Source organism: Proteiniclasticum sp. C24MP (assembly GCF_043951855.1).
Taxonomy (GTDB): domain Bacteria; phylum Bacillota; class Clostridia; order Clostridiales; family Clostridiaceae; genus Proteiniclasticum.
This window is the reverse complement of the sequence record NZ_JBINJW010000006.1, coordinates 24,525-47,866: the sequence shown is the minus strand read 5'-3', so window position 1 is coordinate 47,866 and position 23,342 is coordinate 24,525. Positions and strand designations below refer to the sequence as shown.

The 23,342-nt window shown below is 43.0% G+C and carries 24 protein-coding genes; all 24 read right to left on the bottom strand.

The window, feature by feature from the left end:
- Positions 1 to 22: 22 nt before the first annotated feature.
- On the bottom strand, positions 23 to 934 hold the full coding sequence (gene tsf / locus ACHAL6_RS06620) for a translation elongation factor Ts (RefSeq protein ID WP_395269480.1): 912 nt from the start codon (positions 932 to 934) through the stop codon (positions 23 to 25).
- An 85-nt stretch (positions 935 to 1,019) separates the two neighbouring features.
- Positions 1,020 to 1,721 (bottom strand): 30S ribosomal protein S2, encoded by a 702-nt coding sequence (rpsB, locus tag ACHAL6_RS06615; protein ID WP_395269479.1) that lies wholly within the window; start codon positions 1,719 to 1,721, stop codon positions 1,020 to 1,022.
- A 187-nt stretch (positions 1,722 to 1,908) separates the two neighbouring features.
- Positions 1,909 to 2,682 carry a GTP-sensing pleiotropic transcriptional regulator CodY gene (gene codY, locus ACHAL6_RS06610; protein WP_395269477.1) on the bottom strand — a complete coding sequence of 258 codons (774 nt, stop codon included), beginning with the start codon at positions 2,680 to 2,682 and terminating at the stop codon, positions 1,909 to 1,911.
- 490 nt (positions 2,683 to 3,172) lie between these two features.
- Positions 3,173 to 5,263: a type I DNA topoisomerase gene (gene topA, locus ACHAL6_RS06605; RefSeq protein ID WP_395269475.1), complete on the bottom strand. Its 2,091-nt coding sequence runs from the start codon at positions 5,261 to 5,263 to the stop codon at positions 3,173 to 3,175.
- A gap of 277 nt (positions 5,264 to 5,540) precedes the next feature.
- Positions 5,541 to 6,497: a DNA-processing protein DprA gene (dprA, locus tag ACHAL6_RS06600; RefSeq protein ID WP_395269473.1), complete on the bottom strand. Its 957-nt coding sequence runs from the start codon at positions 6,495 to 6,497 to the stop codon at positions 5,541 to 5,543.
- A gap of 89 nt (positions 6,498 to 6,586) precedes the next feature.
- Positions 6,587 to 7,384, bottom strand: coding sequence for a ribonuclease HII (locus ACHAL6_RS06595; RefSeq protein WP_395269471.1), 798 nt, complete (start codon positions 7,382 to 7,384; stop codon positions 6,587 to 6,589).
- Positions 7,377 to 8,240, bottom strand: coding sequence for a ribosome biogenesis GTPase YlqF (gene ylqF, locus ACHAL6_RS06590; RefSeq protein WP_395269469.1), 864 nt, complete (start codon positions 8,238 to 8,240; stop codon positions 7,377 to 7,379). Before ylqF ends, ACHAL6_RS06595 begins: the two co-directional genes overlap by 8 nt.
- Before the next feature lie 298 nt (positions 8,241 to 8,538).
- Positions 8,539 to 8,886 (bottom strand): 50S ribosomal protein L19, encoded by a 348-nt coding sequence (rplS, locus tag ACHAL6_RS06585; RefSeq protein ID WP_395269468.1) that lies wholly within the window; start codon positions 8,884 to 8,886, stop codon positions 8,539 to 8,541.
- A gap of 119 nt (positions 8,887 to 9,005) precedes the next feature.
- Complete coding sequence (gene trmD, locus ACHAL6_RS06580; protein WP_395269466.1) at positions 9,006 to 9,737, bottom strand: tRNA (guanosine(37)-N1)-methyltransferase TrmD; 732 nt, start codon at positions 9,735 to 9,737, stop codon at positions 9,006 to 9,008.
- Complete coding sequence (rimM, locus tag ACHAL6_RS06575; RefSeq protein WP_395269465.1) at positions 9,727 to 10,224, bottom strand: ribosome maturation factor RimM; 498 nt, start codon at positions 10,222 to 10,224, stop codon at positions 9,727 to 9,729. Before rimM ends, trmD begins: the two co-directional genes overlap by 11 nt.
- Before the next feature lie 84 nt (positions 10,225 to 10,308).
- The gene (locus tag ACHAL6_RS06570) at positions 10,309 to 10,539 is read right to left on the bottom strand and encodes a KH domain-containing protein (RefSeq protein WP_395269463.1); all 231 of its coding nucleotides are present in this window, start codon (positions 10,537 to 10,539) and stop codon (positions 10,309 to 10,311) included.
- 14 nt (positions 10,540 to 10,553) lie between these two features.
- Positions 10,554 to 10,799 (bottom strand): 30S ribosomal protein S16, encoded by a 246-nt coding sequence (gene rpsP, locus ACHAL6_RS06565; protein ID WP_207598204.1) that lies wholly within the window; start codon positions 10,797 to 10,799, stop codon positions 10,554 to 10,556.
- Positions 10,800 to 10,826: 27 nt separating this feature from the next.
- Entirely contained in the window at positions 10,827 to 12,170 is a 1,344-nt protein-coding gene (gene ffh / locus ACHAL6_RS06560) for a signal recognition particle protein (RefSeq protein WP_395269461.1), read from the bottom strand.
- A gap of 11 nt (positions 12,171 to 12,181) precedes the next feature.
- Positions 12,182 to 12,499: a putative DNA-binding protein gene (locus tag ACHAL6_RS06555; RefSeq protein ID WP_395269460.1), complete on the bottom strand. Its 318-nt coding sequence runs from the start codon at positions 12,497 to 12,499 to the stop codon at positions 12,182 to 12,184.
- Positions 12,500 to 12,606: 107 nt separating this feature from the next.
- A complete protein-coding gene (ftsY, locus tag ACHAL6_RS06550) occupies positions 12,607 to 13,512 on the bottom strand; it encodes a signal recognition particle-docking protein FtsY (RefSeq protein ID WP_395269459.1) in 906 nt (301 codons plus the stop codon).
- Positions 13,505 to 17,071 carry a chromosome segregation protein SMC gene (smc, locus tag ACHAL6_RS06545; protein WP_395269457.1) on the bottom strand — a complete coding sequence of 1,189 codons (3,567 nt, stop codon included), beginning with the start codon at positions 17,069 to 17,071 and terminating at the stop codon, positions 13,505 to 13,507. Before smc ends, ftsY begins: the two co-directional genes overlap by 8 nt.
- On the bottom strand, positions 17,071 to 18,093 hold the full coding sequence (locus ACHAL6_RS06540) for an elongator complex protein 3 (RefSeq protein ID WP_395269456.1): 1,023 nt from the start codon (positions 18,091 to 18,093) through the stop codon (positions 17,071 to 17,073). The genes smc and ACHAL6_RS06540 overlap by 1 nt, the downstream gene beginning before the upstream one ends.
- The gene (gene rnc / locus ACHAL6_RS06535; protein WP_395269454.1) at positions 18,086 to 18,775 is read right to left on the bottom strand and encodes a ribonuclease III; all 690 of its coding nucleotides are present in this window, start codon (positions 18,773 to 18,775) and stop codon (positions 18,086 to 18,088) included. Before rnc ends, ACHAL6_RS06540 begins: the two co-directional genes overlap by 8 nt.
- 134 nt (positions 18,776 to 18,909) lie before the next feature.
- Positions 18,910 to 19,143, bottom strand: a complete 234-nt coding sequence (gene acpP, locus ACHAL6_RS06530) for an acyl carrier protein (protein ID WP_207598211.1) — start codon at positions 19,141 to 19,143, stop codon at positions 18,910 to 18,912.
- 64 nt (positions 19,144 to 19,207) lie between these two features.
- On the bottom strand, positions 19,208 to 20,194 hold the full coding sequence (gene plsX / locus ACHAL6_RS06525; RefSeq protein ID WP_395269453.1) for a phosphate acyltransferase PlsX: 987 nt from the start codon (positions 20,192 to 20,194) through the stop codon (positions 19,208 to 19,210).
- Positions 20,195 to 20,408: 214 nt separating this feature from the next.
- Positions 20,409 to 20,594, bottom strand: coding sequence for a 50S ribosomal protein L32 (gene rpmF / locus ACHAL6_RS06520; protein ID WP_207598213.1), 186 nt, complete (start codon positions 20,592 to 20,594; stop codon positions 20,409 to 20,411).
- 2 nt (positions 20,595 to 20,596) lie between these two features.
- Positions 20,597 to 21,094 (bottom strand): YceD family protein, encoded by a 498-nt coding sequence (locus ACHAL6_RS06515; protein ID WP_395269452.1) that lies wholly within the window; start codon positions 21,092 to 21,094, stop codon positions 20,597 to 20,599.
- 164 nt (positions 21,095 to 21,258) lie between these two features.
- Positions 21,259 to 21,975, bottom strand: coding sequence for a DUF2087 domain-containing protein (locus ACHAL6_RS06510; RefSeq protein WP_395269450.1), 717 nt, complete (start codon positions 21,973 to 21,975; stop codon positions 21,259 to 21,261).
- 170 nt (positions 21,976 to 22,145) lie between these two features.
- Positions 22,146 to 23,339: an acetate/propionate family kinase gene (locus ACHAL6_RS06505; protein ID WP_395269449.1), complete on the bottom strand. Its 1,194-nt coding sequence runs from the start codon at positions 23,337 to 23,339 to the stop codon at positions 22,146 to 22,148.
- Positions 23,340 to 23,342 lie beyond the last annotated feature (3 nt).

Sequence of the window (23,342 nt, the reverse complement as noted above, 5' to 3'; positions counted from 1 at the left end):
TTTCGAATTCCAGTTTCGAATTTTACTTGTTTAGACCCATCTGAGCAGCAACTTCTGCAGCGAAATCCACTTCTTCTTTTTCGATTCCTTCACCCTTTTCGAATCTGGCGAACTTCACAAGCTCAATGTTTCCAAGCTTCTTGGACTCCTGATTCACGAATGCCTGAATGGAAAGATCAGGGTTCTTGACGAACATCTGGTTTACAAGACAGACTTCCTTGAAGAACTTGTTGATTCTTCCATCAACCATCTTTTCAACGATCTTTTCTGGCTTTCCTTCGTTCAGCGCCTGCACTCTGTAGATTTCCTTTTCTCTTTCGATGGTATCTGCATCTACTGAAGTGTTGTCAAGGAACTGTGGATTCAGTGCAGCTACATGCATCGCCACGTCTCTTGCAACTGTTGCAACCTCTTCATTCACATTTTCAGACTTCACCTGTACGAGTACACCGATTTTACCGCCCATGTGGATATAAGAAGAAACAAGGCCTTCTGGCGCTTCCATCTTTTCATATCTTCTCAGGTTCATGTTTTCTCCCAGCTTCGCGATGAGGTTTGTCACCGCATCCTGCACTGTAGCGCCTTCATATGGAAGTGCCTTCACATCTTCAATGGATTCCACATTGTTTTCTGCAACAATCTTGGCAATTCCATTGGCAAGACTGACGAAATCAGCATTTGATGATACAAAGTCTGTTTCACAGTTCAGTTCGATCATGGAAGCATTCTTCATATCTTCAGATACGAAAGTCGCAATGACACCTTCAGATGCCACTCTTCCTGATTTCTTGGCAGCGGATGCCAGTCCTTTTTCTCTCAGGATGTCAACAGCCTTCTCTATATCACCTTCAGCATGGGTCAATGCCTTCTTACAGTCCATCATACCTGCGCCGGTCTTGTCTCTTAGTTCTTTTACAGCTTGTGCACTTATCACAATAAATTCCTCCTAAATATTAATCATAAAGTTATCCCATTCTATAAGAAAAGGTAAATGGAAAACCACCTACCTTTCTCTCTACTTACTCAGCTATTTCTTCGCCCTGTCTTGCTTCCAAGATAGCATCTCCAAGTCTTCCTGTGATCAGCTTTACAGCTCTGATCGCATCATCATTTCCAGGGATGATGTAATCAATTTCGTCTGGATCGCAGTTTGTATCTACGATGGCAACGATTGGAATATTCAGCGCCTTTGCTTCAGCAATTGCTATTCTTTCTTTTCTTGGGTCTACTATGAATACAGCACCGATGTTGTTCACATCAAGATTCTGGATTCCGCCAAGGTTCTTTTCAAGTTTCTCCAGTTCATGCATCAGAGAAGCTACTTCCTTCTTAGGTAGAACATCAAATGTTCCATCTTCCTGCATGACACGGATTTCTTCCATTCTGCCGATTCTCTTCTTGATTGTACCGAAGTTTGTAAGCATTCCACCTAACCATCTGTTGTTTACAAAATGCATGTTTGCTCTTGTTGCTTCCTCTTGGATCGCTTCCTGAGCCTGCTTCTTTGTTCCAACAAAGAGTACGTCCTTGCCTTCAGCTGATACCTGTCTGATGAAGTCATAAGCCACATCAACAAGCTTCACAGTCTTCTGCAGATCTATGATATAGATTCCGTTTCTCTCTGTGAAAATGTATGGAGCCATCTTAGGGTTCCATCTTCTGGTCTGGTGACCAAAGTGAACACCAGCTTCTAAAAGCTGTTTCATTGAAATTACTGCCATTTTTTTACCTCCTGGTTTTTAACCTTCCATCCACATCAACTCTCAGCAAAACCATTCAAGGCAACCTCGCTGAAATCAATGGATGTGATTATTTTTATCCTAAAGTAGTATATCATAGTTGTGTGAACATATCAACAAAAACCAGTCATTAAACTGGTTTTTGCAAAATATCATTATTTATATGTTTTTACTTTTTAATTTCCAGTTTTTCCAGTAACTTATCATTCAAAATCGTAATTCTTGTACCCTTCATACCCAATGATCTGGATTTGATGACACCGGCGCTTTCCAGTTTTCTCAAGGCGTTTACGATGACAGATCTTGTGATACCCACCTTATCTGCTATTCTTGATGCGACCAGAAGACCTTCATTACCATCAAGTTCTCTGAATATATGGTTCACTGCTTCCTTTTCACTGTATGAAAGGGTATGGATCGCCAGATCCACCACATCGTTCTTTCTCTGATCTTCTTCACTTTCCAGCTGCTTCGATCTTAGAATTTCGAGTCCGATGATGGTTGCCGAATACTCAGCCAAAACAATATCCTCATCTGTGTATTCACCATCCAGTGAAACAAGAATCAGCGTGCCCAGTCTTTCACGGTTACCATTGATCGGTACGATTGTAGTGATCTTATTCTGTTCTTCATACTCATTTTCAATATTGAGTACAAATCTTTCATCAGATCTGAGATTCGTCAGCGTTTCTCCGATTCTCAGTAAAACCTCATTGTACTCATCATCAAATCTCATATCATCCAGAATATAGGCATATTCGTCTTTAGGTGTGAACTGACGAATAAATCTGTGTCCTAGAATCTTTCCTCTTCTGCTGACTACATATACATCTGAATTAAGTTCATCGCTGAGAATTTCACAGATATCATCAAAAATAACTGGTTCTGTTCCAGACTTTTGAAGAATCTTGTTTAGTTTTCTTGTTTTATTAAGTAATGACATTGTTCATCCCCCTGTTTATTATTATATAGTAATATTGTGAATATTTCGAATTGTTGTTTATCCTTTCAAGATAATATCACAAATTTAAGCATTATTCAATAATTTTGCACAATTCAATCGTCTGTATTAAACCAGATTTTTTGACATAATTTTACGTCATTGTGATGAAAAGATGATATCTGGTAAATATTTAATGAAAGAAATGCTTTTTGCATACTTTTTCTGACCATAAATTCTTCATTTGGGATGTTCCAATATTTTTTTACTGGATAGATTCAGGCTATTCCTCTACGGATTCAGAAACAGAATGTCTAAACTCTTGCTTAAACATCAACATATTGCATTATATCTTCATTTATACACTAAAGCAAATAAATATTTGTCTGGATGCACAGGGAAAATCCATCAGTTTCATAAGAAAAAGTGCAGGTTCACTAAAACGCCCTTCTCCAGTAGGAGCATTTTATGCAAATCTGCACTTCTTCTTATTTTATTCCTCTGTAGCTTTCTTCTCAATGATCTTGTGACCACATTCTTCATTTGAGCAGAGAAGATAACTTCCGTCTTTCTTGGAATATCTTCTGTACATAAGACTTCCACACTCTGGACAAGGTGTCTTTACGGGCTCATACCAGCTGACATACTTACACTCAGGATATCTAGAACATCCGTAAAACTTCTTGCCCTTTCTTGATTTCCTCTGAATGACGTCACCTTCATGACAGGTAGGGCATTTTACATCTAGTTTTTCTACGATGGCTTTCGTGTTTTTGCAGTCCGGATATCCGGAACACGCCAGAAATTTACCGAACCTTCCATTTTTTATCACAAAATGGCTGCCGCATTTTTCACAGATTTCATCTGAAACTTCATCTTCTATGGTGATTTTGGAAACCTTGCTTTCTGCAATATCAATGTCTTTCTTTAACGGATTATAGAAGCTTCCTACTACTTCCTTCCATGTTTCCTTGCCTTCTTCGATGAGGTCAAGTCTGGATTCCATTTCAGCGGTGAATTCCACATCAACGATATCCTTGAAGTATTCCGCCATGATGTCGTTGACGATCTTACCCAGGTCTGTCGGCATCAGACTCTTCTTTTCTCTTTCCACATACAATCTGTTCAGAAGTGTGGATATGGTAGGGGCATAAGTGGAAGGCCTTCCGATCCCCAGTTCCTCAAGCGTCTTGACGAAACTGGCTTCGGTATATCTTGCAGGTGGCTGTGTGAAATGCTGATTGAGATGAATTTCCTTGCTTTTCAGCTTTTCATTCTCTTCCAGATTCGGAATGGAGGTGTTCTCTTCTTCATCCTCATTCTTGTAATCATAAAGCTTCATGAATCCGTCAAACGCCACTGAAGATCCGCTGGCTCTGAATTTGTAGTCGCCATTTAACACTTCCAGACTGATGGTATTCAGCTTGCAGGATTCCATCTGACTGGCAATGAACCGCTCCCAGATGAGTTTGTATAGCTTGTATTCTTCCGCCTTCACGCTGTCCTTGACTTTTTCAGGTGTTAGTTCTATCACCGTTGGTCTGATGGCTTCATGGGCATCCTGCGCATTTTTCTTGCCCTTATATACTCTTGGTGTTTTTGGATAATACTCTTTGCCAAAAGCGGATTCAATATACGCTTTTACTGAGGCCTGGGCTTCATCGGAGATTCTTGTGGAATCCGTTCTCATGTAAGTGATGAGACCTACAGATCCATAGCCCTTGATATCCATACCTTCATAGAGCCTCTGTGCGATGCTCATGGTTCTTCTGGTCTGATAGTTCATTCTCTTTGAAGCTTCCTGCTGAAGTGTCGACGTGATGAAAGGTGCAAGAGGATTTTTCGTCTTGGTGCCTTTCTTGATGCTCGCAACAGAAAACTCTCCTTTATCCAGGTCTTTTTTGATATCCTGAGCTTCTTTTTCAGTTCCGATCTCTATTTTCCTGTTCTTGTACTGGGTCAGTTTGGTCTTGATTGTCTTCTTCATTTTCAGAAGATCCGCTTCAATACTCCAGTATTCCTTGGATTCAAAAGCTTCAATTTCTTTTTCTCTGTTGCATATGAGATTCAACGCGACGGACTGCACACGACCTGCACTAAGTCCCCACTTCACATTTCTCCAAAGGATCGGACTGATTTCATAACCCACCAGTCTATCCACTATTCTTCTTGCCTGCTGTGCATCAAAGACCTTGAGATTGATCGGACGGGCATTCTTGATGGATTTTTTCACCGCATCCTTAGTGATTTCATTAAATTCGATCCTGATATTCTCTTCCGGGTCCAGTTTCAGGATATGAGATAAATGATAACTGATCGCCTCTCCTTCTCTGTCGGGGTCAGTCGCCAGATAGACTTTATCCGCTTTCTTCGCAGCCTTTCGAAGCTTGGCAAGTAAATCTCCTTTACCTCGAATGGTGATGTATTTCGGTTCAAAATCATTCTCCACGTTTACGCCAAGCTGACTTTTAGGTAAATCTCTGATATGCCCCATGGAGGCTTCCACAGTATACCCGGAACCAAGATATTTTTTTATGGTTTTTGCTTTAGCCGGTGACTCGACGATTACTAATTTCTGACTCATAAATTCTCCCTTTTATTACAGTTTCATCCCTAGAGATGTTGAAGCTATTCTCTCGAAATAGCCAAGTTACAGATATGAAATGATATCTGATCACACACTACTTATTTACCGTTCTGGTAAATCTCTGAATTAATTCCATATTCTATACTATGCATTTTAAAATGTCAAAATATTATTTATCCGAAGAGAAAGATATCGTCGGAAACTGGAGAGAATTCCATCACGCATCACCGCTTGAACTCTTTGGGGTGTATGGTGTATGAAGCATAGCGTCGTCTTATCTAAAACAATGATTCAAATCTGTTTCCAGTTTTTCCTTCCAGTACAGTCCTTTCACTTTATTCAGACAGAATATCTTTTCCAGATCTTCCATGGTGGGCTTCAGATCAAGAAGGTTCAGATCCCTGATTCTCAGCAGAAGCACTTCAGGATTTCTCATCAAAAGGTCATAGAGAAGATTTTCCTTTCTTATTATAATATGCGCACCCATTTCTATCAGAAGATTGGTACCAGCTCCTGATGCGGAATACACCTCATGCGGTATCGCATGTATGGTTCTATTGAGCTCTTCACCATAGGAAGCTGTATGCAGCGACCCGCTCTTTTCCGTTGCCTCAGCTACGATGATTTCATCCGACAAAGCCGCAATGATCCGATTCCTCATGGGAAATGTCCATTTTTTCGGACCAAACCCTTTCGGATATTCTGTAAGAACAAGACCCTCCTTCTTTATCACTGAGAACAGCTTTTCATTCTCCCGCGGATAACTGATGTCCAGAGCACAGCCCAGAACACATACGGTTTTCCCGCTTTCTTCCAGGGTCGTTTTATGCGCCGCAGCATCTATCCCTGCAGCCCCGCCACTGATGATGACAAACCCTGTTTTCGCTAGAGCTCCCGCCAGATCCGCCGTGATCCTTCTGCCATAAGCGCTGCAGTTTCTTGCGCCTACCATGCCGATGGAAGGTCTCTTCAGAAGCTCCAGCTGTCCTTCATAAAACAGCACCAGAGGGGGCCACTGCATATCGTATAATTTTCCCGGATAATCTTCATCACCAATGAGCACATAGTTTCTGTTTTCTTGTAGCACTCTGGCGATTCTTGCCTTTTCTTCTTTGCTGTAATGATTCCTTTTCATCACCATGGCCTGATGACATTTTCTGTATTCGGAAGAATGAAGCGCAGCCATGAGCCTCTGCTCTCCATCTATGTTTTCATATGTCTCTCTGTGCATAAAAACCTCCAGTGACATTCACTATTTCTCATAGCTACATTATTCACTGGAGGTCAATTATTATTCAGAAATAACCTGAAGCACTGCTTCTATTCCTCTGATACGAAGTTACGAATAAAACTCATTCTGTGAACCGGTGTAGCACCTATGGTCTTCAGTGCGGCGATATGATCCGGGCTCGCGTAGCCTGCATTATGATCAAACCCGTACTCCGGATAATAGACGCTGAGTCTTTCCATCAGTTTGTCTCTATGTACCTTGGCGATGATAGATGCGCAGGCGATGGACGCGCTTAAAGTATCTCCTTTCACCAGTGAAATATTCTCTCCCTTATAATCTTTCACCTTATACCCGTCCGAAAGAACAAGTTCCGGAGGGATTTCAAGACTTCTGATAGATCCTCTGAAAACTTCGTGGTTACAGTAGGAAATGCCTAGACGATCTATATCGAGATTGCTCATCTCGTAAATACCATATGCCACAGCTTTCTCCCTGATCAGCACATCGAGTTCTTCTCTTCTCTTCTTCGATAATTTCTTTGAATCATCGATGCCGAGAATCATATTTTCCAGCGCAGAGTCCGGTTTCAATATGACTGCCGCCGCAACAATAGGTCCCGCTAAAGGACCTCTCCCGACTTCATCCACTCCGCATACCACTTTATTATAGGCGAGATCATGATCATAAAGCGCTTTGACCCTCGCTATTTCCACTTCTCTCTTCAGATACTCGCATTCCAGATACTCCGCCAGAGCCTGCACGCTTTTCCTCTTATCCATACGAAGAATTCTCATGCAGTTCTCCCTGTCCTTGAAAATCACTTCTTTGTTTTCTTTCACATAGGATTTTATCTCAGGAACACTTCCTGTCATGATGTGTTCAATCATGAGAGACCTCCGGCCATTCCAGTGAGATCTTACCAAGCTTCGCGCTTCTGAACTCGTCCAGAATCATCACCGCCACACGCATATAGTCGATTTCTCCACCTTTGATGATGCATCCTCTTTTCCTTGCGATGTTGTCCATATTTTCCAGTGGATCTTCTGAAAACTCTTCCAGAGCATATCTTTCGATGAGGCGATCCTTATAGTGATGAGACAGTCTTTCAATGAGCCTTAAAGCCAGTGTTTCCGTATCCATGATCTCATCTTTGATGGCACCTGTAAAAGCCAGATTCAGAGAAGTCTCCTCTTCAAATTTCGGCCAGAGGATTCCAGGTGTATCTAAAAGCTCAATGCCTTCCTTTGTCTTGATCCACTGCTTGTTCTTTGTGACTCCTGGTCTGTTTCCTACCTTTGCAATGGCATTCTTTGCCATTCGGTTTATGAATGAGCTTTTCCCCACATTTGGAATTCCGACCACCATGGCACGAATGGTGTAATTGACGATGCCGCGTTCCTTGTTTCTTGCAATCTTATCCTTCAGCAGTTCGTTGAGGGTCGGCTTGATGGCATTAAGCCCCTTTCCGGTGAGTGAATTCACTTCAAGCACCAGTGTGCTCTCATTCTCGAGACTTTTCTTCCAGCGCTTTGTCACCTGGTCTTCCGCCATGTCCGCTTTATTCAGCAGAATGATTCTCGGCTTGTTTTCGATGATCTTGTCAATTTCCGGATTCTGAGACGATGACACGATTCTCGCATCTCGGATTTCTATGACTGCATCAACCAGCTTCAGATTTGCCGTGATTTCTCTTCTGGTTTTGACCATATGGCCTGGAAACCAGTTTATTTTTTGCATATCCATCTAGTACACTTCCTTCCTGTAGTAAAATCTGTTCATTCCATAATGGATCATCTGAGGGATGAACGTACTGCTCGATAGCAGACTTCCCATTCCCATTCCATCTTCAACGATCTTCGCCTGACTTGCGCCACGCGCACATGACCTTATCGAATCCTGTCACTTTCGGTTTCTCATGACGATTCCCGTCAGCATTTCTTTCTTTATTATTATACATATAAGTGCAGAAATTGTCTCAAAAAACAGGAATGACATAGTATATATAAAACAAAAAAGAGACCGTAGCCTCTTTTTTATCATCTTATCTAGCGTTCTTAACCTTAGCAGCCTTACCGACTCTGTCTCTAAGATAGAACAGCTTAGCTCTTCTTACTCTACCTCTTCTGACAACTTCAAGCTTGTCTACGGATGGTGAATTTACTGGGAAAGTTCTTTCTACGCCAACACCATAAGCAAGTCTTCTTACTGTGAAGTTTTCTCTGGCTCCACCGTTCTGAATCTTGATTACTGCGCCTTCGAATACCTGGATTCTTTCCTTTTCGCCTTCTTTGATTCTAACGTGTACCTTAACAGTATCTCCCACGTTAAATTCTGGTAATGCAGATTCTCTGATCTGCTCAGCTTCAATAGCTCTGATTAATTCGTTCATAGTGCATTCCCTCCTATAGATAAATTGACGTTCATACAGAATCTTATATTCTCAGTGGAACGCCCGTACTAGCACAAATTATATTTTAGCACAACAAATGCTGTCAGTACAAGTGGAATCTATTTATTTTCTTCCATTTTCGCAAACTTTTTCAGAATCTTCCTATCATCTTTGGACAGGACATGTTTTTCATAAAGATCCGGTCTTCTCTCCATGGTTGTTTTCAGCATCATGTACCTTCTCCACTGCCTGATATTTTCATGATGACCAGAAAGAAGTATTTCCGGTACCTTCTGATGCTCATACTCTTCAGGTCTTGTGTACTGCGGATATTCCAGTAGATTTTCAGAAAAGCTTTCCTCTACGGAACTCTCGTCTGTGCCTAGCACGCCTTCTTTCAGTCTCAGGATACTGTCGATGATGGGAATCGCCGCCATTTCACCTCCGGTGAGTATGAAATCCCCCAGAGAAACCTCCATATCGACGTCTTGGTAGATTCTTTCGTCTATCCCTTCATAATGGCCGCAGAGAAAGATGAGACCGTCTTTTTTCGAGAGCTCTTCTGCCATTTTCTGATCAAAAGTCTTTCCTTTGGGTCCAAGAAAGATCACGCTACCTTTATTCACTTTCTTCGTCTCCCGTATCGCATCTCTTATAGGCTGGACGGTCATCACAAGGCCGCTGCCTCCACCATAGGGATAGTCATCCACCTTCCTGTGCTTGTCCTTGGAGAAGTCTCGTATGTTTGTCGTATGGATGGTGTATAGACCTTTCTCTTTCCCTCTTCCGATGATGCTTTCATTGAACAGACTGAACATGTCTGGAAACAGCGTGAGTATGTCAATCCTCATCCATCCACTCCCTGACAGGCTTTATGATGATTTTTTCTTCCTCGATGTTCACCTCAAGAACCACATCTCTGATGGCAGGAATAAGCAGTTCTTTGGGCTTTCTGATCCAGTATACATCATTGGCACCTGTCTGAATCACTTCATCCACAGGACCCAGTTCTTTCCCCTCACTGTCATAGACTGTGCAGTCTTTGAGATCTTCAATGAAATAAGCACCCTCTTCCAGTTTCACCGCTTCTTCTCTCGGTACTTCAATTGTTTTTCTTCGATATCTTTCAGCCTCATCAATGCTCTCACAACCTTCAAGCTTCATGATTGCACGATCGCTGCCCACGGTCACATACACTACATTCACTTCTTTTCCGTCAATGAAGACTCTTTTGAGCTTCTTGAACCTGCTGATATCGTCCGTTAAAGGAAAAACCTTGATTTCACCCTTTATGCCATGGGGTTTTGTAATTTCACCAATGGTTAGAAATTTCTTCATAACTACCTCTTCTTCATTCTTAGCCTTACTTCGTCCAAATATTCTAAAAGCCCACTTATTTCTAAGCAGGCTAAGAAAAATAGCTTATTCTACTATTTCCACATGTACTTTCTTGTTTTCCTTCATGGAAGCGGCTTTTACCACAGTTCTGATTGCTTTGGCAATTTTCCCCTGCTTACCGATGACCTTGCCCATATCCTCAGCGTTCACTCTGAGTTCCAGGGTAAGAGAACTATCGTTGTCCACTTCTGTGACGGAAACTTCTTCGGGGTGATCTACCAATTCCTTAGCGATAAACTCAACTAATTCTTTCATGTCATTCCCTCCGATTACTTCTTGATTCCAGCCTTGTCAAATAGTTTAGCAACAACCTCTGTAGGCTGAGCTCCCTTGTTTAACCATTCTGTTGCCTTTTCAGCATCAATCTTGACTTCCTTAGGTACGCTTACTGGATTGTAGAAACCAATCTCCTCGATAAACTTACCGTCTCTAGGACTCTTTGAATCTGCAACAACCAGTCTGTAAAAAGGAGCCTTCTTGGATCCCATTCTTCTTAATCTAATCTTTACTGCCATTTATCATTCACCTCCTGAATATTTGTGTTAAAAGGGCATTTTACCGAACAGTCCCTTTTTGGAACCCTTCTGCATATTCCCCATCTGTTTCATCATTTTCTTCATATTGTCAAAACCTTTGATGACTTTGTTGACATCTTGTATGGTTACGCCTGAACCTTTCGCGATTCTCTTTTTCCGAGATGCGTTTTCAAGTAATTTCGGGTTTTTTCTTTCCTTGGCTGTCATGGAATGGATGATGCTTTTCGTCTTCATCATTTCCTTTTCACTGTCATCAAGATTCAGTCCCTTCATTTCCTTGCTGTTCATTCCAGGCATCATTTCCATGATTTTGTTGAGGGGTCCAAGTTTCTGCATCTGCTCAAAGGCTTTCAGGTAATCTTCATAGTTGAATTCCTTACTCATCATCTTTGAGCCCAGTTCCCTGGCCTCTTTTTCATCAATGGCTGATTCTGCCTGCTCAATAAGAGAAAGCACATCACCCATGCCTAGAATTCGGCTCGCCATTCGTTCCGGATGGAACACTTCCAAATCGCTCATTTTCTCGCCTACACCAGAGAACTTGATCGGCTTTCCAGTCACTTCCCTGATGGAAAGCGCTGCACCGCCTCTGGTGTCACCGTCGAGTTTCGTCAGGATCACGCCTGTAAGATCCAGAGAATTATTGAAACTCTCGGATACATTGACAGCATCCTGTCCAGTCATGGCATCGACCACGAGCAGCGTTTCCATAGGTCTTATGGAAGACTTGATGCTCTTCAGCTCATTCATGAGTTCCTCGTCGATGTGAAGTCTACCAGCGGTATCTACGATAACCACATCGCAGCCTTCTTTTCGGGCATATTCCATGGACGCTTTGGCAATGTCCACAGGGCTTACTTTATCGCCCATGGCAAATACCGGGATGTCGATCTGTTTGCCTACAATCTGCAGCTGTTTGATGGCCGCAGGCCTGTAAATATCTGCTGCTACAAGAAGCGGCTTTCTGTTTCTCTTGCGAAGATGCAAGGCAAGCTTTCCAGCCATGGTCGTTTTACCCGCACCCTGAAGACCTACAAGCATGAATGCGGTAATAGAGGAATCAAAGTTAAGCTTTGCTTCACTACCACCCATCAGTGCAGTCAGTTCTTCATTTACGATTTTAACCACCTGCTGTCCTGGTGTAAGGCTTTCAAGGACCTCACTGCCAGTAGCCTTTTCGCTGACTTTCTTCACAAAGTTTTTGACGACTTTGAAATTCACATCAGCTTCCAGAAGGGCTAGCCGTACTTCTCTCATGGCTTCTTTTATGTCATTTTCTGTCAGCTTTCCTTTTCCACGAAGCTTTTTGAAGGCTTCCTGGAGTCTTTCCGCCAAACTGTCGAAGGCCATGTAATCCCTCCTTATAACTCCTTCAGGAGTTTTTCGATTTCACTACAGTAACAATTTTTCTCTAATAAAAGTGTTTTCATACGCTCTTTGATCTCTTCTTCCTTAATGGAAGATTTAAGAAGACTAAGCTTATCTTCATAATCATTGAGGGTCTTATAACATCTTCTGATCAGGTCATGAATTGCTTGTCTGCTGGTATTCTGATTCTCCGCGATTTCTGATAAAGAGTAATCCATATTATAGTATTGATCTAAAATATTTCTCTGCTTATCCGTCAAAAGCTTCCCATAAAAATCCATCAACAAGGATATTTCAATTCTGTCTTCCATAACCTCACCTACCACATGGATTAGTTTACCTAAAAAGCATAACGCTGTCAAGTACTTTTACCTGACAGCGTTAAAAAAATTTTTTCAGCGTGAATCATGTTACCCGATCAGATGAGCGCTTCCGCAAAAGCCTTGGCATCAAAGTCTTCCAGATCATCGATCCCCTCACCGACTCCGATATAGACTACCGGAATCTTCAGGGTCTCTTTGATGGAAAGCACCACTCCACCCTTGGCTGTACCATCCAGCTTGGTCAGAACGATTCCGTCGAGCTCAGCCACCTTCTGGAATTCCTTTGCCTGAATCACAGCATTCTGTCCGCTGGTTCCATCCAGAACCAGCAGGGAATAGATATTGGCATCTCCATATTCCCTGTCGATGACTCTTCTGATTTTCTCCAGCTCATTCATGAGATTCTTCTTGTTATGAAGTCTTCCTGCTGTATCAACAAGCAGCACATCCCCATTCCTCGCCTTGAACGCCTGCAGCGCATCAAATACCACTGCCGCAGGGTCAGAACCCTCCTGATGCCTTACGATGTCCACATCGGCTCTCTTCGCCCAGACCTCAAGCTGATCGATGGCTGCAGCTCTGAATGTGTCCGCTGCCGCCATGATCACTTTTCTGCCTTCTTTTTTATACTTATGCGCCAGTTTCCCGATGGATGTGGTCTTGCCTACGCCATTGACTCCGATGACCAGAATAATCGTAGGCTTTTCCACCTTGAACTTCTTCTCCTCGTCTTCCATGAACTCGGAAATCACTTCCTTCAGTGCACCTGAAACCATATCCACCTCTGTGATCTTCTGAAGTCTGATCTTCTGCCTCAGTTTCTCAATGAGAATCATGGACGTTTCATACCCCACATCAGACGTGATCAGCACTTCCTCCAGCTCTTCAAAGAGATCCTCATCAATGGTCATGGCAAGCCCCAGCACTTCATTCATCTTACCGGTGATGTTGTCTCTGGTCTTGCTTAATCCGCTTTTCAGTTTTTCAAAAAAATTAGCCATTTTCACTCCTTGCCACGGAAAGATCCATGGAAACAATTTTGGAAATCCCCTTTTCTTCCATGGTTACACCATAAAGGGCATTCGCCGCTTCCATTGTACCTTTTCTATGTGTAATCAAAATAAATTGTGTGTCTCTTGCAAATTCCGTAAGAAATTCTGCAAACCTGTAAACATTCGCATCATCGAGCGCCGCTTCAATTTCATCCAGTATGCAGAACGGTGTCGGTTTCATTCGGAGAATCGCAAATGTCAGCGCAATGGCCGAAAGCACTTTTTCTCCACCACTCATAAGGGTTATGTTCTGAAGTTTCTTGCCCGGGGGCTGAACACTGATTTCAATAGGCGCTTCCAGTATATCTCCTTCACCCAGAAGCAGCTTTGCATTTCCACCCTGAAAAAGTCTCCTGAAAGTGTCATTGAAGTTTTCATTCATCACTTTGAAGTTTTCTGTAAAGAGTGTTCTCATGCGAAGCGTCATATCCATAATCAGCTCTTTCAGCTCCAGCTTCGCTTTTTCAAGATCATCCCTTTGGGTAGTCAGAAATGCGCTGTGCTCTGACACCTCTCTGAACTCTTCTATGGCAGCCACATTTACATTGCCCAGTGCTGTGATCTGTCTTCTCAGATCGTTCAGCCTCTTTCTGAAGGCATCCTTGTCCGGAATCGGAATACGCTCTTCTTTGGCTTCTGCTAGCGTCAGATTCAGTTCATCATTGATTTTGTTCAGAAGACTGATCTTCTCCTTTTCCAGCTTATCAATGGCATCCTTCACTTTGTAGAGTTCCTTATCCAGAACATAGAACTCTTCATCCAGTGTTCTGACAAGCCCCTGCAGTTCCTTGAACGTCGATTTGTCCTTCACTTCTTCCATGGACATCTCATCCAGTTTTTTCTCCATGCCGGCAAGCTCATTCTGAAGCTCAGTAACCTCTGATTTCATTTCATCGATTCGCTGCTCTGAATGAATCACTTCCAAAGCTGTCGCTTCCTTTTCCTCATTCAGCTCATTCAGTGACTGTTTAAGCGCTGCGATGTCTTCTCTGACCCTCGCCAGAGCTTTTTTCTTCGCATCATGGGCCTCAAGAAGCCTTCCCTCTTTCACCGATTCCTCCATGATGAAGGCAGTAAGCTCATCAAACTCCTGATATTCCCTTGTTCTTTTATCTTTGATCTCCTTCAGATAATCCTTGTTCTTTTCTTTCTGCGTCATGAGGTCATGAATCTTCTCATCCATCTGTGCAATCGTCTGGTCAAGAGTCTTAAGTTCCATCTGCCTGGAGGAAAGATCCCTTTCCGCTTCGGAAATGATTTTCTCAAGCCTCATCATGTCCTTCTGAAAACCTTCCTGTCTTTCGGAAAGCTTTGCCAGATCCATCTTGTAATTGCTGATGGTGTAGGAGCATTCTCTTTCTTCTCTGGCTCTTTCCTGAAGAACCTTTTCGATTTCAGATCTCCTGGCGACTTCCTGCAATCTGCTCTCTTTCAATGCCGCGTAACTGACTGCAAGGTCTTCCAGATCTTTCTTTCTCGAAAAGATGCCAGAAGATTTCTTATACAGACTGCCTCCTGTCAATGATCCCCCCGCATTGATGATGTCTCCTTCCAGTGTGACGATTCTCATGGTATAGCCCATTTCCTTGGCTGCAAGAAGCGCTTCATCCATATTGGATGCCACAAAAACTCTCCCCAGGAGGTTTGCCGCGATTCCTTCATATTTCTTCTCGAAATTCACCAGATCAAATAAGTTCCCTAGAAGCTTACCTCGCTTCAGTGAAGGATCCTTGGCCTTATACCCTTTCATGACATTCAGCGGATAGAAGGTTGCACGACCGTAGGATTTCGACCTCAGGATCCCTATAAGCTCCTTGGCGTCGTTATCCGTAGGTGTGATGATGTTGTTCACCTGAGACCCCAGAGCCACTTCCAGCGCCAGTTCAAAGCCTTTATTGGGTTTGATGACCTCACCCACAAGATTGACTTTGCCGCTTAACTTATGGGATGAACTCTTGAGATAAGTCATGAGAGACTTTACAGATCTTGTATATCCTTCATAATGTTCTTCCAGATTTTTAAGAAGCTTCATCTGCGATTCCTGACCTCTCAGATCATAATCCATGTTCTTGACTCTTGAATCAAGCTCATTGAGTTCATGAAGCACTTTTCCCGCAGAGTCCTTTCTGTCCAGAAGCACCTTCTCTTCCTGTCTGATTTTTTCTTTCAGTTCCAGAATTTCCCTGTCTGTATCTTTCTTTGCCATTTCATTCATGGAGGAGGAAGCCTTATAGCTGCTGATCATGGAAATGATGTTTTCGACCTTACCTTTCAGAGTATCACGGTCACTGTAGCTGGCTCTGGCCTTGTCCTGAATGCTTCTTATTTTCTGGTCCGTATCCTCATCTTCATCACGAAGACCTTTCTGCGCATTCTCACTGAGCTTCAGACTTTCAGAAAGCTCGGCTTTGCGCATTCTTTTTTCATCCAGGTATCTTGAAACTTCACTGATCTCTGATTGCCCGCTTTCAATTTCCGAAGAGCGCTCCATCTGGCTCTCCTCTTCTTCGGACAGTCTTTTGGTGTTCAATTCAATGGACTTCTCATTTTTAGCCAGCGTCTTCTTCCGGTCTTCGATGAGCTGATAGAGCATTTTTATTTCGTTGGAAGCGGATTCATTCTGCTCCCTCTTGCGATAAAATTCTTCTTTCAGTTCAGTCTCCCGTTCCTTCTTCTCTTCCATGGCGAGTTCCAGCGCATCTCTGGATGTGGTTGCTTCCGCTCTTTTTCTTTCGATTTCATCGTAGTTTCTGGAAACACGAGACAGCTTTTCATCGAGAGAAGCCTTTTCGGCATCAAACTCTTCCAGGTCCGACAGTATGAGGGAAATCAGAATTTCTCTCTGTTCCTTGCTGAGCACAAGAAACTTCTCCGCCTTCTCTTTTTCTTTCTGAAGCGGTCCGATTCTTTCTTCGTAGGTATTCAGAATATCATTGACACGCAGAAGATTCTGCTCCGTATTCACCATTTTCTTTTCTGATTCTTCTTTTCTGGACTTGTATTTTACAATCCCTGCCGCTTCTTCCAGAAGCGCGCGTCGGTCATCCATCTTCCCGCTTAGGATCGCTTCAATTTTTCCCTGTCCGATGAGGGAATATCCTTCTTTGCCGATTCCTGTATCCATGAACAGTTCATGGATATCCTTCAGTCTGCAGGTCGTGTTATTGATCAGATACTCACTCTCTCCGGATCGGAAAAGCTTTCTTGTGACGCTGACTTCCGAATACGGTACTGGCAGCTTTTTCTCGCTGTTATCCAGAAGCAGCGTCACTTCAGCAAACCCCAGCGGTTTTCTGAAATCCGTACCTGCAAAAATAACATCCTCCATTTTTCCGCCACGAAGGGATTTCACTTTCTGTTCGCCGAGCACCCATCTTACCGCGTCCGATATGTTGGACTTGCCGGATCCGTTGGGTCCCACGACAGCAGTGATTCCGTTGTTGAAATCCAGGAGAGTTCTGTCCGCAAAAGATTTGAATCCTCTTATTTCTATGGATTTAAGATACATTACAAAACACCCCTTTCCTGGTAGGATCTGATTTCAATGATGTCCTTGCGTTTCTCAGATACTACCTTCACATGCACTTTCATTTTCTCAAGAAGCGGCCTGAAATATCTTTTCCCGCCCGCATAAAGCTTGGAGAGGTCTTGTTCTCCAATGACCACTTCCACTTCTTCTCTCTTTGTCTCTTCAATCCGCCTTGCCAGAAGAAAAGATTCTGCCAGCTCACGAATGGCCGGATGAAAAGGTCCGGCTATGACATCCGCCTTGTCACTGATCTCTTCTGTAGGCTGCAGACCTACTCTGATGACTTTGATGCCATGCTTCTCATATTCCCTCATCATCAGTGCCGCAATTTCCACTGCTTCATCCAGTGCATAGGGACGATAGACACCGCTCTTGTAGAATTCTTCCATTTCCGTGTCTTTTATGACCAGCGCAGGATATATTCTCACAAGATCCGGCTTCATTTCGATACTTTCCTGAAGGGAAAGAAAGTCCTTTTCTCTTGAATCTCCCGGAAGACCGATCATGAGCTGATGACCTAAAGTCATCCCGAAATCTCTGATCAGTCTGGAAGCGTGATAGACCGAACTTTTATCATACCCTCTTTTCGATTGTTTCAGCACATCCTCATCCATAGACTGCACCCCCAGTTCCACAATATCCACACCATAGCTTTTCAGATGATGCATGATGGGCAGACTGATGTAGTCAGGACGAGTAGAGAGTCTTATGAACTTTATGAGCCCTTCTTCCTTTGCTTTTTTCGCCGCTTCAAGAAGTTCTTTCTGTTTCTTCATATTGATGGCGGTAAAGGTGCCTCCGAAAAAAGAAACCTCGACAGTGGTTTTCCTTCTGTCTATGGTTTCAAGATAACGTTCTATGGTTTCGCGCACAGATTCCCCGGTTATATTGTCGTAATCCTCACGAAGCTGCCCCGTGATCTTTGCCTGGTTGCAGAAGACACAGTCATGAGGACATCCCACATGTGGTATGAATATGGGAATGATCCGATGCTTATTCATGGGTATCCTCAGCTTTCACGTATTTTCCCAGAGCATCTTTTGCTGCCAGCTGCTCCGATTCCTTCTTGGAGAATCCTTCTCCCTTACCCATGGTGATGCTGTCGATGACCACTTTGGAATAGAATTTCCTTCTATGAGGCGGGCCCTCGTATTTTATGAGTTCGTATCGGATTTCGATTTCCCCGTTCTCCTGGAGAATTTCCTGCAGACTTGTTTTATAATCGAGAACGATTTCGTTTCTGTTGGCCATCTCAATGATTTCCATGAAGCTTTTCACTACAAATCTCTTAGCGACTTCCATGCCCTGATCCAGATACACCGCTGCAATGACAGCTTCCACACCGTCTGCAAGGAGCGCTGCCCTTTCACGACCACCTGTGAGCTCTTCTCCTTTGCTCATTCTGATATACCTTCCAAGGTTCCAGTCCACGGCAACCTGATGCAGAGAAGCCTCACACACAATCAGTGCGCGAAGTTTAGTCAGTTCACCTTCTGTCTTCTTCGGAAAATTTCTGTAGATGTACTCTGTTATAGCCAGCTGTAGTACTGCATCTCCCAGAAACTCAAGCTTTTCGTTGTAATCCATGTTCTTATGCTGATTTGCATAAGATGAGTGGGTCAAAGCTGTCTCCAGAAGCCCCAGATCATTGAATGGCTGCTTTATGATACTTTCAAATTCCATGATTAACTCCTTTTCTAGAAGTTCATTCGTCAAGCTACCTGTTAGCCTCACGAATAAACTTATAATCCTCTTTATTATACAAAAAAAACAAAGTCCCGTATATAGGCCGAGCCTTTCATACGGGACATGACTTTTTATTCCTCGCCGATTGCCGCTGTCAGATAGTTTACCACATCTCCGACACTCTTCGCCTGTTCAGCTTCATCATCAGAAATTTCAATGTCAAACTCCTCTTCAAGAGCCATGACGATTTCCACGATGTCAAGGGAATCAGCACCTAGATCCTCAAAAGTGGAATCCATTGTCACTTCATTTTCATCAACACTTAGTTTATCTACGATAATTGCTTTTAACTTTTCGAATATCATCTTAAATCACCTCCATCATTTGTATAATATTAGAAATGGCACGCAGATGCAACAGAAAAATCTCTTATTTAAGATTTTCCTTGAAGTGTTCAAGGTATTTTCTGTCATAAAAACTCTTGCCCTGCCTTATGGCATTTTTGAAAGCCCTTGCATCTGAAGTCCCATGGGCTTTAACAACAATTCCGTCTACTCCGAGAAGCACTGCGCCGCCTTCTTCCTTATAGTCATTCTTGAGCATGAATTCCTTCAGACTAGGCTTCACAAGAAGTCCGCCGATTTTGCCTTTTGTCGTGCTCATCATGGCTTCCTTGATCATGGACATGAGATTCTTCACAACCCCCTCGTACATTTTCAGGACCACATTCCCGGTGAATCCGTCGCAGACGAGGATTTCCACATCACCAGCTGTTATGTCTCTGGGCTCCACATTTCCGATGAAGTTTATGCTTTTTTCCTCTTTGAGCAGTCCATAGGCCGCCTTCGTAAGCTCATTACCTTTTTCCTCTTCCGCACCGATGTTGATGAGACCCACTTTAGGATTACTGTTGTCTTTCAGCGCTTTGAAGTAGACTGTTCCCATCTTCGCGAATTCAACCAGATTCTGCGGCTTCACATCGGCATTGGCACCCAGGTCGATGACCATGAAATGACCGTTTTTACCTGGCATCAGCGCACCCAGCGCGGCTCTGTCTACCCCCTTGATTCTACCAACAACAAGAAGACCTCCTGCCAGAATCGCGCCAGTGGAACCAGCTGAAACCACCGCATCGGCTTTCCCCTCTTTCACGAGATCCATCGCCCTGCGCAGGGAAGAATCCTTCTTTCTTCGGATCGCCATGACTGGAGATTCATTCAGTGAAATCTCTTCTCTCGCATCCAGAATATCAATCCTGCTCTGATCGTACTCATACTGATCCAGTTCTTCCTGTATCTTTTCTTTGGGCCCAGTGATGGTGACATGCACGCCATATTCTTTTACAGCAAGCACTGCACCATGAACAGATTCCTTTGGGGCAAAGTCTCCCCCCATTCCATCTAAGGCGATTCTCAAAATTCATTCCTCCTATGCTCCCGGCTTCTACTCAGGAACAGTTATTTCTATCAGATAATGTATACATCATACTATTATAATGCATCTTACCCATCATAACCAAATTCTCTTAAGAAAATTTTAAAGTTTACCCGTGGAAATCTCGCCACAAGCAAAAACCCGCTCCCTCTATAAATAGAGAAAACGGGTAAAAAAAGGAAAGTCCAGGACTCTCCTATTCAACCTCAGTTGTTACAACTTCCTTACCGTTATAATATCCGCAGTGCTTGCACACTCTGTGACCAAGCTTCATTTCATGACACTGTGGACATTCAACAATTCCAGGTGCTCCTACTTTGAATGTTGATGCTCTTCTTCTGTCTCTTCTACCTTTAGAAGATTTTCTAGCTGGATTTGCCATTATTACACCTCCTTAAACATGTCCTTGAGGGCTGATAACCTCGGATCAATCTCATCACTTCTACAGCTGCACTGCTCATGATTGAGGTTTGTTCCGCAGGTCTGACATAAACCTCTGCAGTCTTCTTTGCAAAGAATTTTGAAAGGGAATGCCAAATAGATGTTATTGAGAACAACATCCCTTAAATCGAGAATATTACCTTCCTCTAAAGTGATGATATTCCCGTCTTCCTGTTCATTTTTAGAAACCTTTTCGTCCACGATCAGTTCCAGGTCCTGCTCGAATTGTTCAAGACATCTGGAACAGGTATGCAGCATCCTGGTATTTACAGATAGCTTAACATCTGCAACGCCCTGGCTTACCACTACTTTTCCTTTAACTTGGATTGGTTTCAGAATTCTAATGGTCTCGTTGTTATAAACAAGATTCTCTTTGTGGTAGGTAAAATCAATATCCTTGGTTATGGATTTTACATTTGAATCCTGTAGTATTATTTCCATCTTTATTCTCCTGTTCACCTGCAAAAAGCAGATGCTGCTTCCATCGAGTTATACTTCTCAAGCAAACACATATAATTATATAAAGTCAATTTTCAAAAGTCAAGGTTTTTCTATCCTTCCTCAAATTCACTTCAACATCATATGGTTCATTAAGTATACACTGGTTATTTTCTTATGTAAATAGAGCCATTGCGTGTTCTGTCCAGAAAACCGTATTCAATGAGGTATCTTCTAAGAAGTACATAATCTTCATAGATTCTCATCAGGACCCTGTTCACTTCCTTTTCGGTATACTGTCTGCCCTCCTTGAACTGCCGGGCGATCATCCTGAGTACAACGATCTTTTTCTTCTCTCTGGCCGGAAAACTCTTCAAAGCCCCTTCTTCTGTCATATAGGTCGTTATGACTTTCGCTTCTTCCGCTTTGGTGATCTGATAGCGGTCATCCAGCATGGTGGCACCTTTATGAGGCGCAATATGCTCTTCCCCTCTGATTTCAAGATTCTCCATGAGCTTAATGAAGATCCTTGCCTGCTTTTCCTTCTCCCTGAGTCTGAAACGATGATTTCTCACCGTACTTGGAGAAATCTGAAGTGCATCCGCGATTTCCTGGTCCTTCATCCCCTGATGCAGCATGGGAATCAGGGTTTCCTGCACTTCTGTCAGCCCTGTGGCACTTCTGGGCAGCTTCAGTATTTCCTCCACCATGTCGTGGATAAGCAGGTGCTTCTCCAGCATTCCTTTCCCTGAATAGAGCTTCTCCTCATAAGGATAAATCCGCTCTTTCTCAAAGCTTTCACCGCAATAGGCACACCGGAAGACATTTCCTTCTTCGAAGTATTCCGCTAAAAAATCCAGATGCTTCAATTCCTGTTTCATCATACACCTCTCAAACTATGTTATTATTTGTTTGCTTATATGTGTGTATTTTATAGCATCGTTTGACATTTTTCAAGGCTATTTTTGAAAATTAGTCTCATACATTCTTACTGAAAAGCAAAAAATCTGCTGCAGACCCCGTTTCGGATCCGCAGCAGACTTCATTCATATTCTTACTTTATCAGTGACAGTGTATCTCTTGCAATCATCAGTTCTTCATTGGTTGGAATCACGATGATCTTCACCTTTGAATCATCAGTGGAAACAATCTTCTCTTTTCCTCTGACCTTATTCTTTTCCTTGTCCAGCTCGATGCCGAACCATTCCAGATCAGTTATGATCTCTTCTCTGGTCTCAACCGCATTCTCGCCAAGTCCAGCTGTAAAGATCACTGCATCGACACCATTCATGGCAGCCATGAAGTAACCGATGTACTTCTTGACTCTGTAATGGAACACATCAAGAGCCAGTTTGGCTCTGTCATTGCCTTCGGCAGCAGCATCTTCAATGTCTCTGAAGTCGGATGATACGCCTGAAAGTCCAAGAACACCGGATTTCTTGTTCATGATGTTGTTCACTTCATCATAGCTGTATCCCTTCACATCCATAAGATATGGAATGATGGCAGGGTCGATGTCTCCGCATCTTGTTCCCATGAGGAGTCCTTCAAGCGGTGTGAATCCCATGGAAGTGTCTACAGATATGCCACCTCTTACAGCTGCTACTGAAGCACCATTTCCTAAATGACATGTGATCAGCTTAAGGTCCTTCAGGTCCTTATCCAGCATCTGCGCTGCTCTCTGAGATACATATTTATGACTTGTACCGTGGAAGCCGTACTTTCTTATGTGGTTTTCCTTGTACAGTTCATAAGGAAGTCCATAAAGGAACGCCTTTTCAGGCATGGTCTGATGGAATGCCGTATCGAAAACCGCCACCATGGTCGTATCAGGCATCAGTTCCTTGCAGGCGTTGATTCCGATGATGTTTGGTGGGTTATGCAGTGGTGCCAGTACAGAGAATTCTTCAAGATCCTTCATCACTTCATCATCAATGATGACGGAACTGCTGTACTTTTCGCCTCCATGAACCACTCTGTGACCCACAGCTCCGATCTCGTCAGAAGACTTGATTACACCCTGAACCTCATCCAGTAAGGTATCAATTACATGGGCAATGGCATCCTTATGATTCTTCATAGGAACTGTAAGCACATACTTTTCTCTACCTTCCACTTTCTGTGTCAGCTTTGAACCTTCAATGCCGATTCTCTCTACAAGTCCTGTTGATAAGGAGTTTTCATTCTCCATGTCTATAAGCTGGTACTTCAGTGATGAACTACCACAGTTGATTACTAAAATTTTCATTAA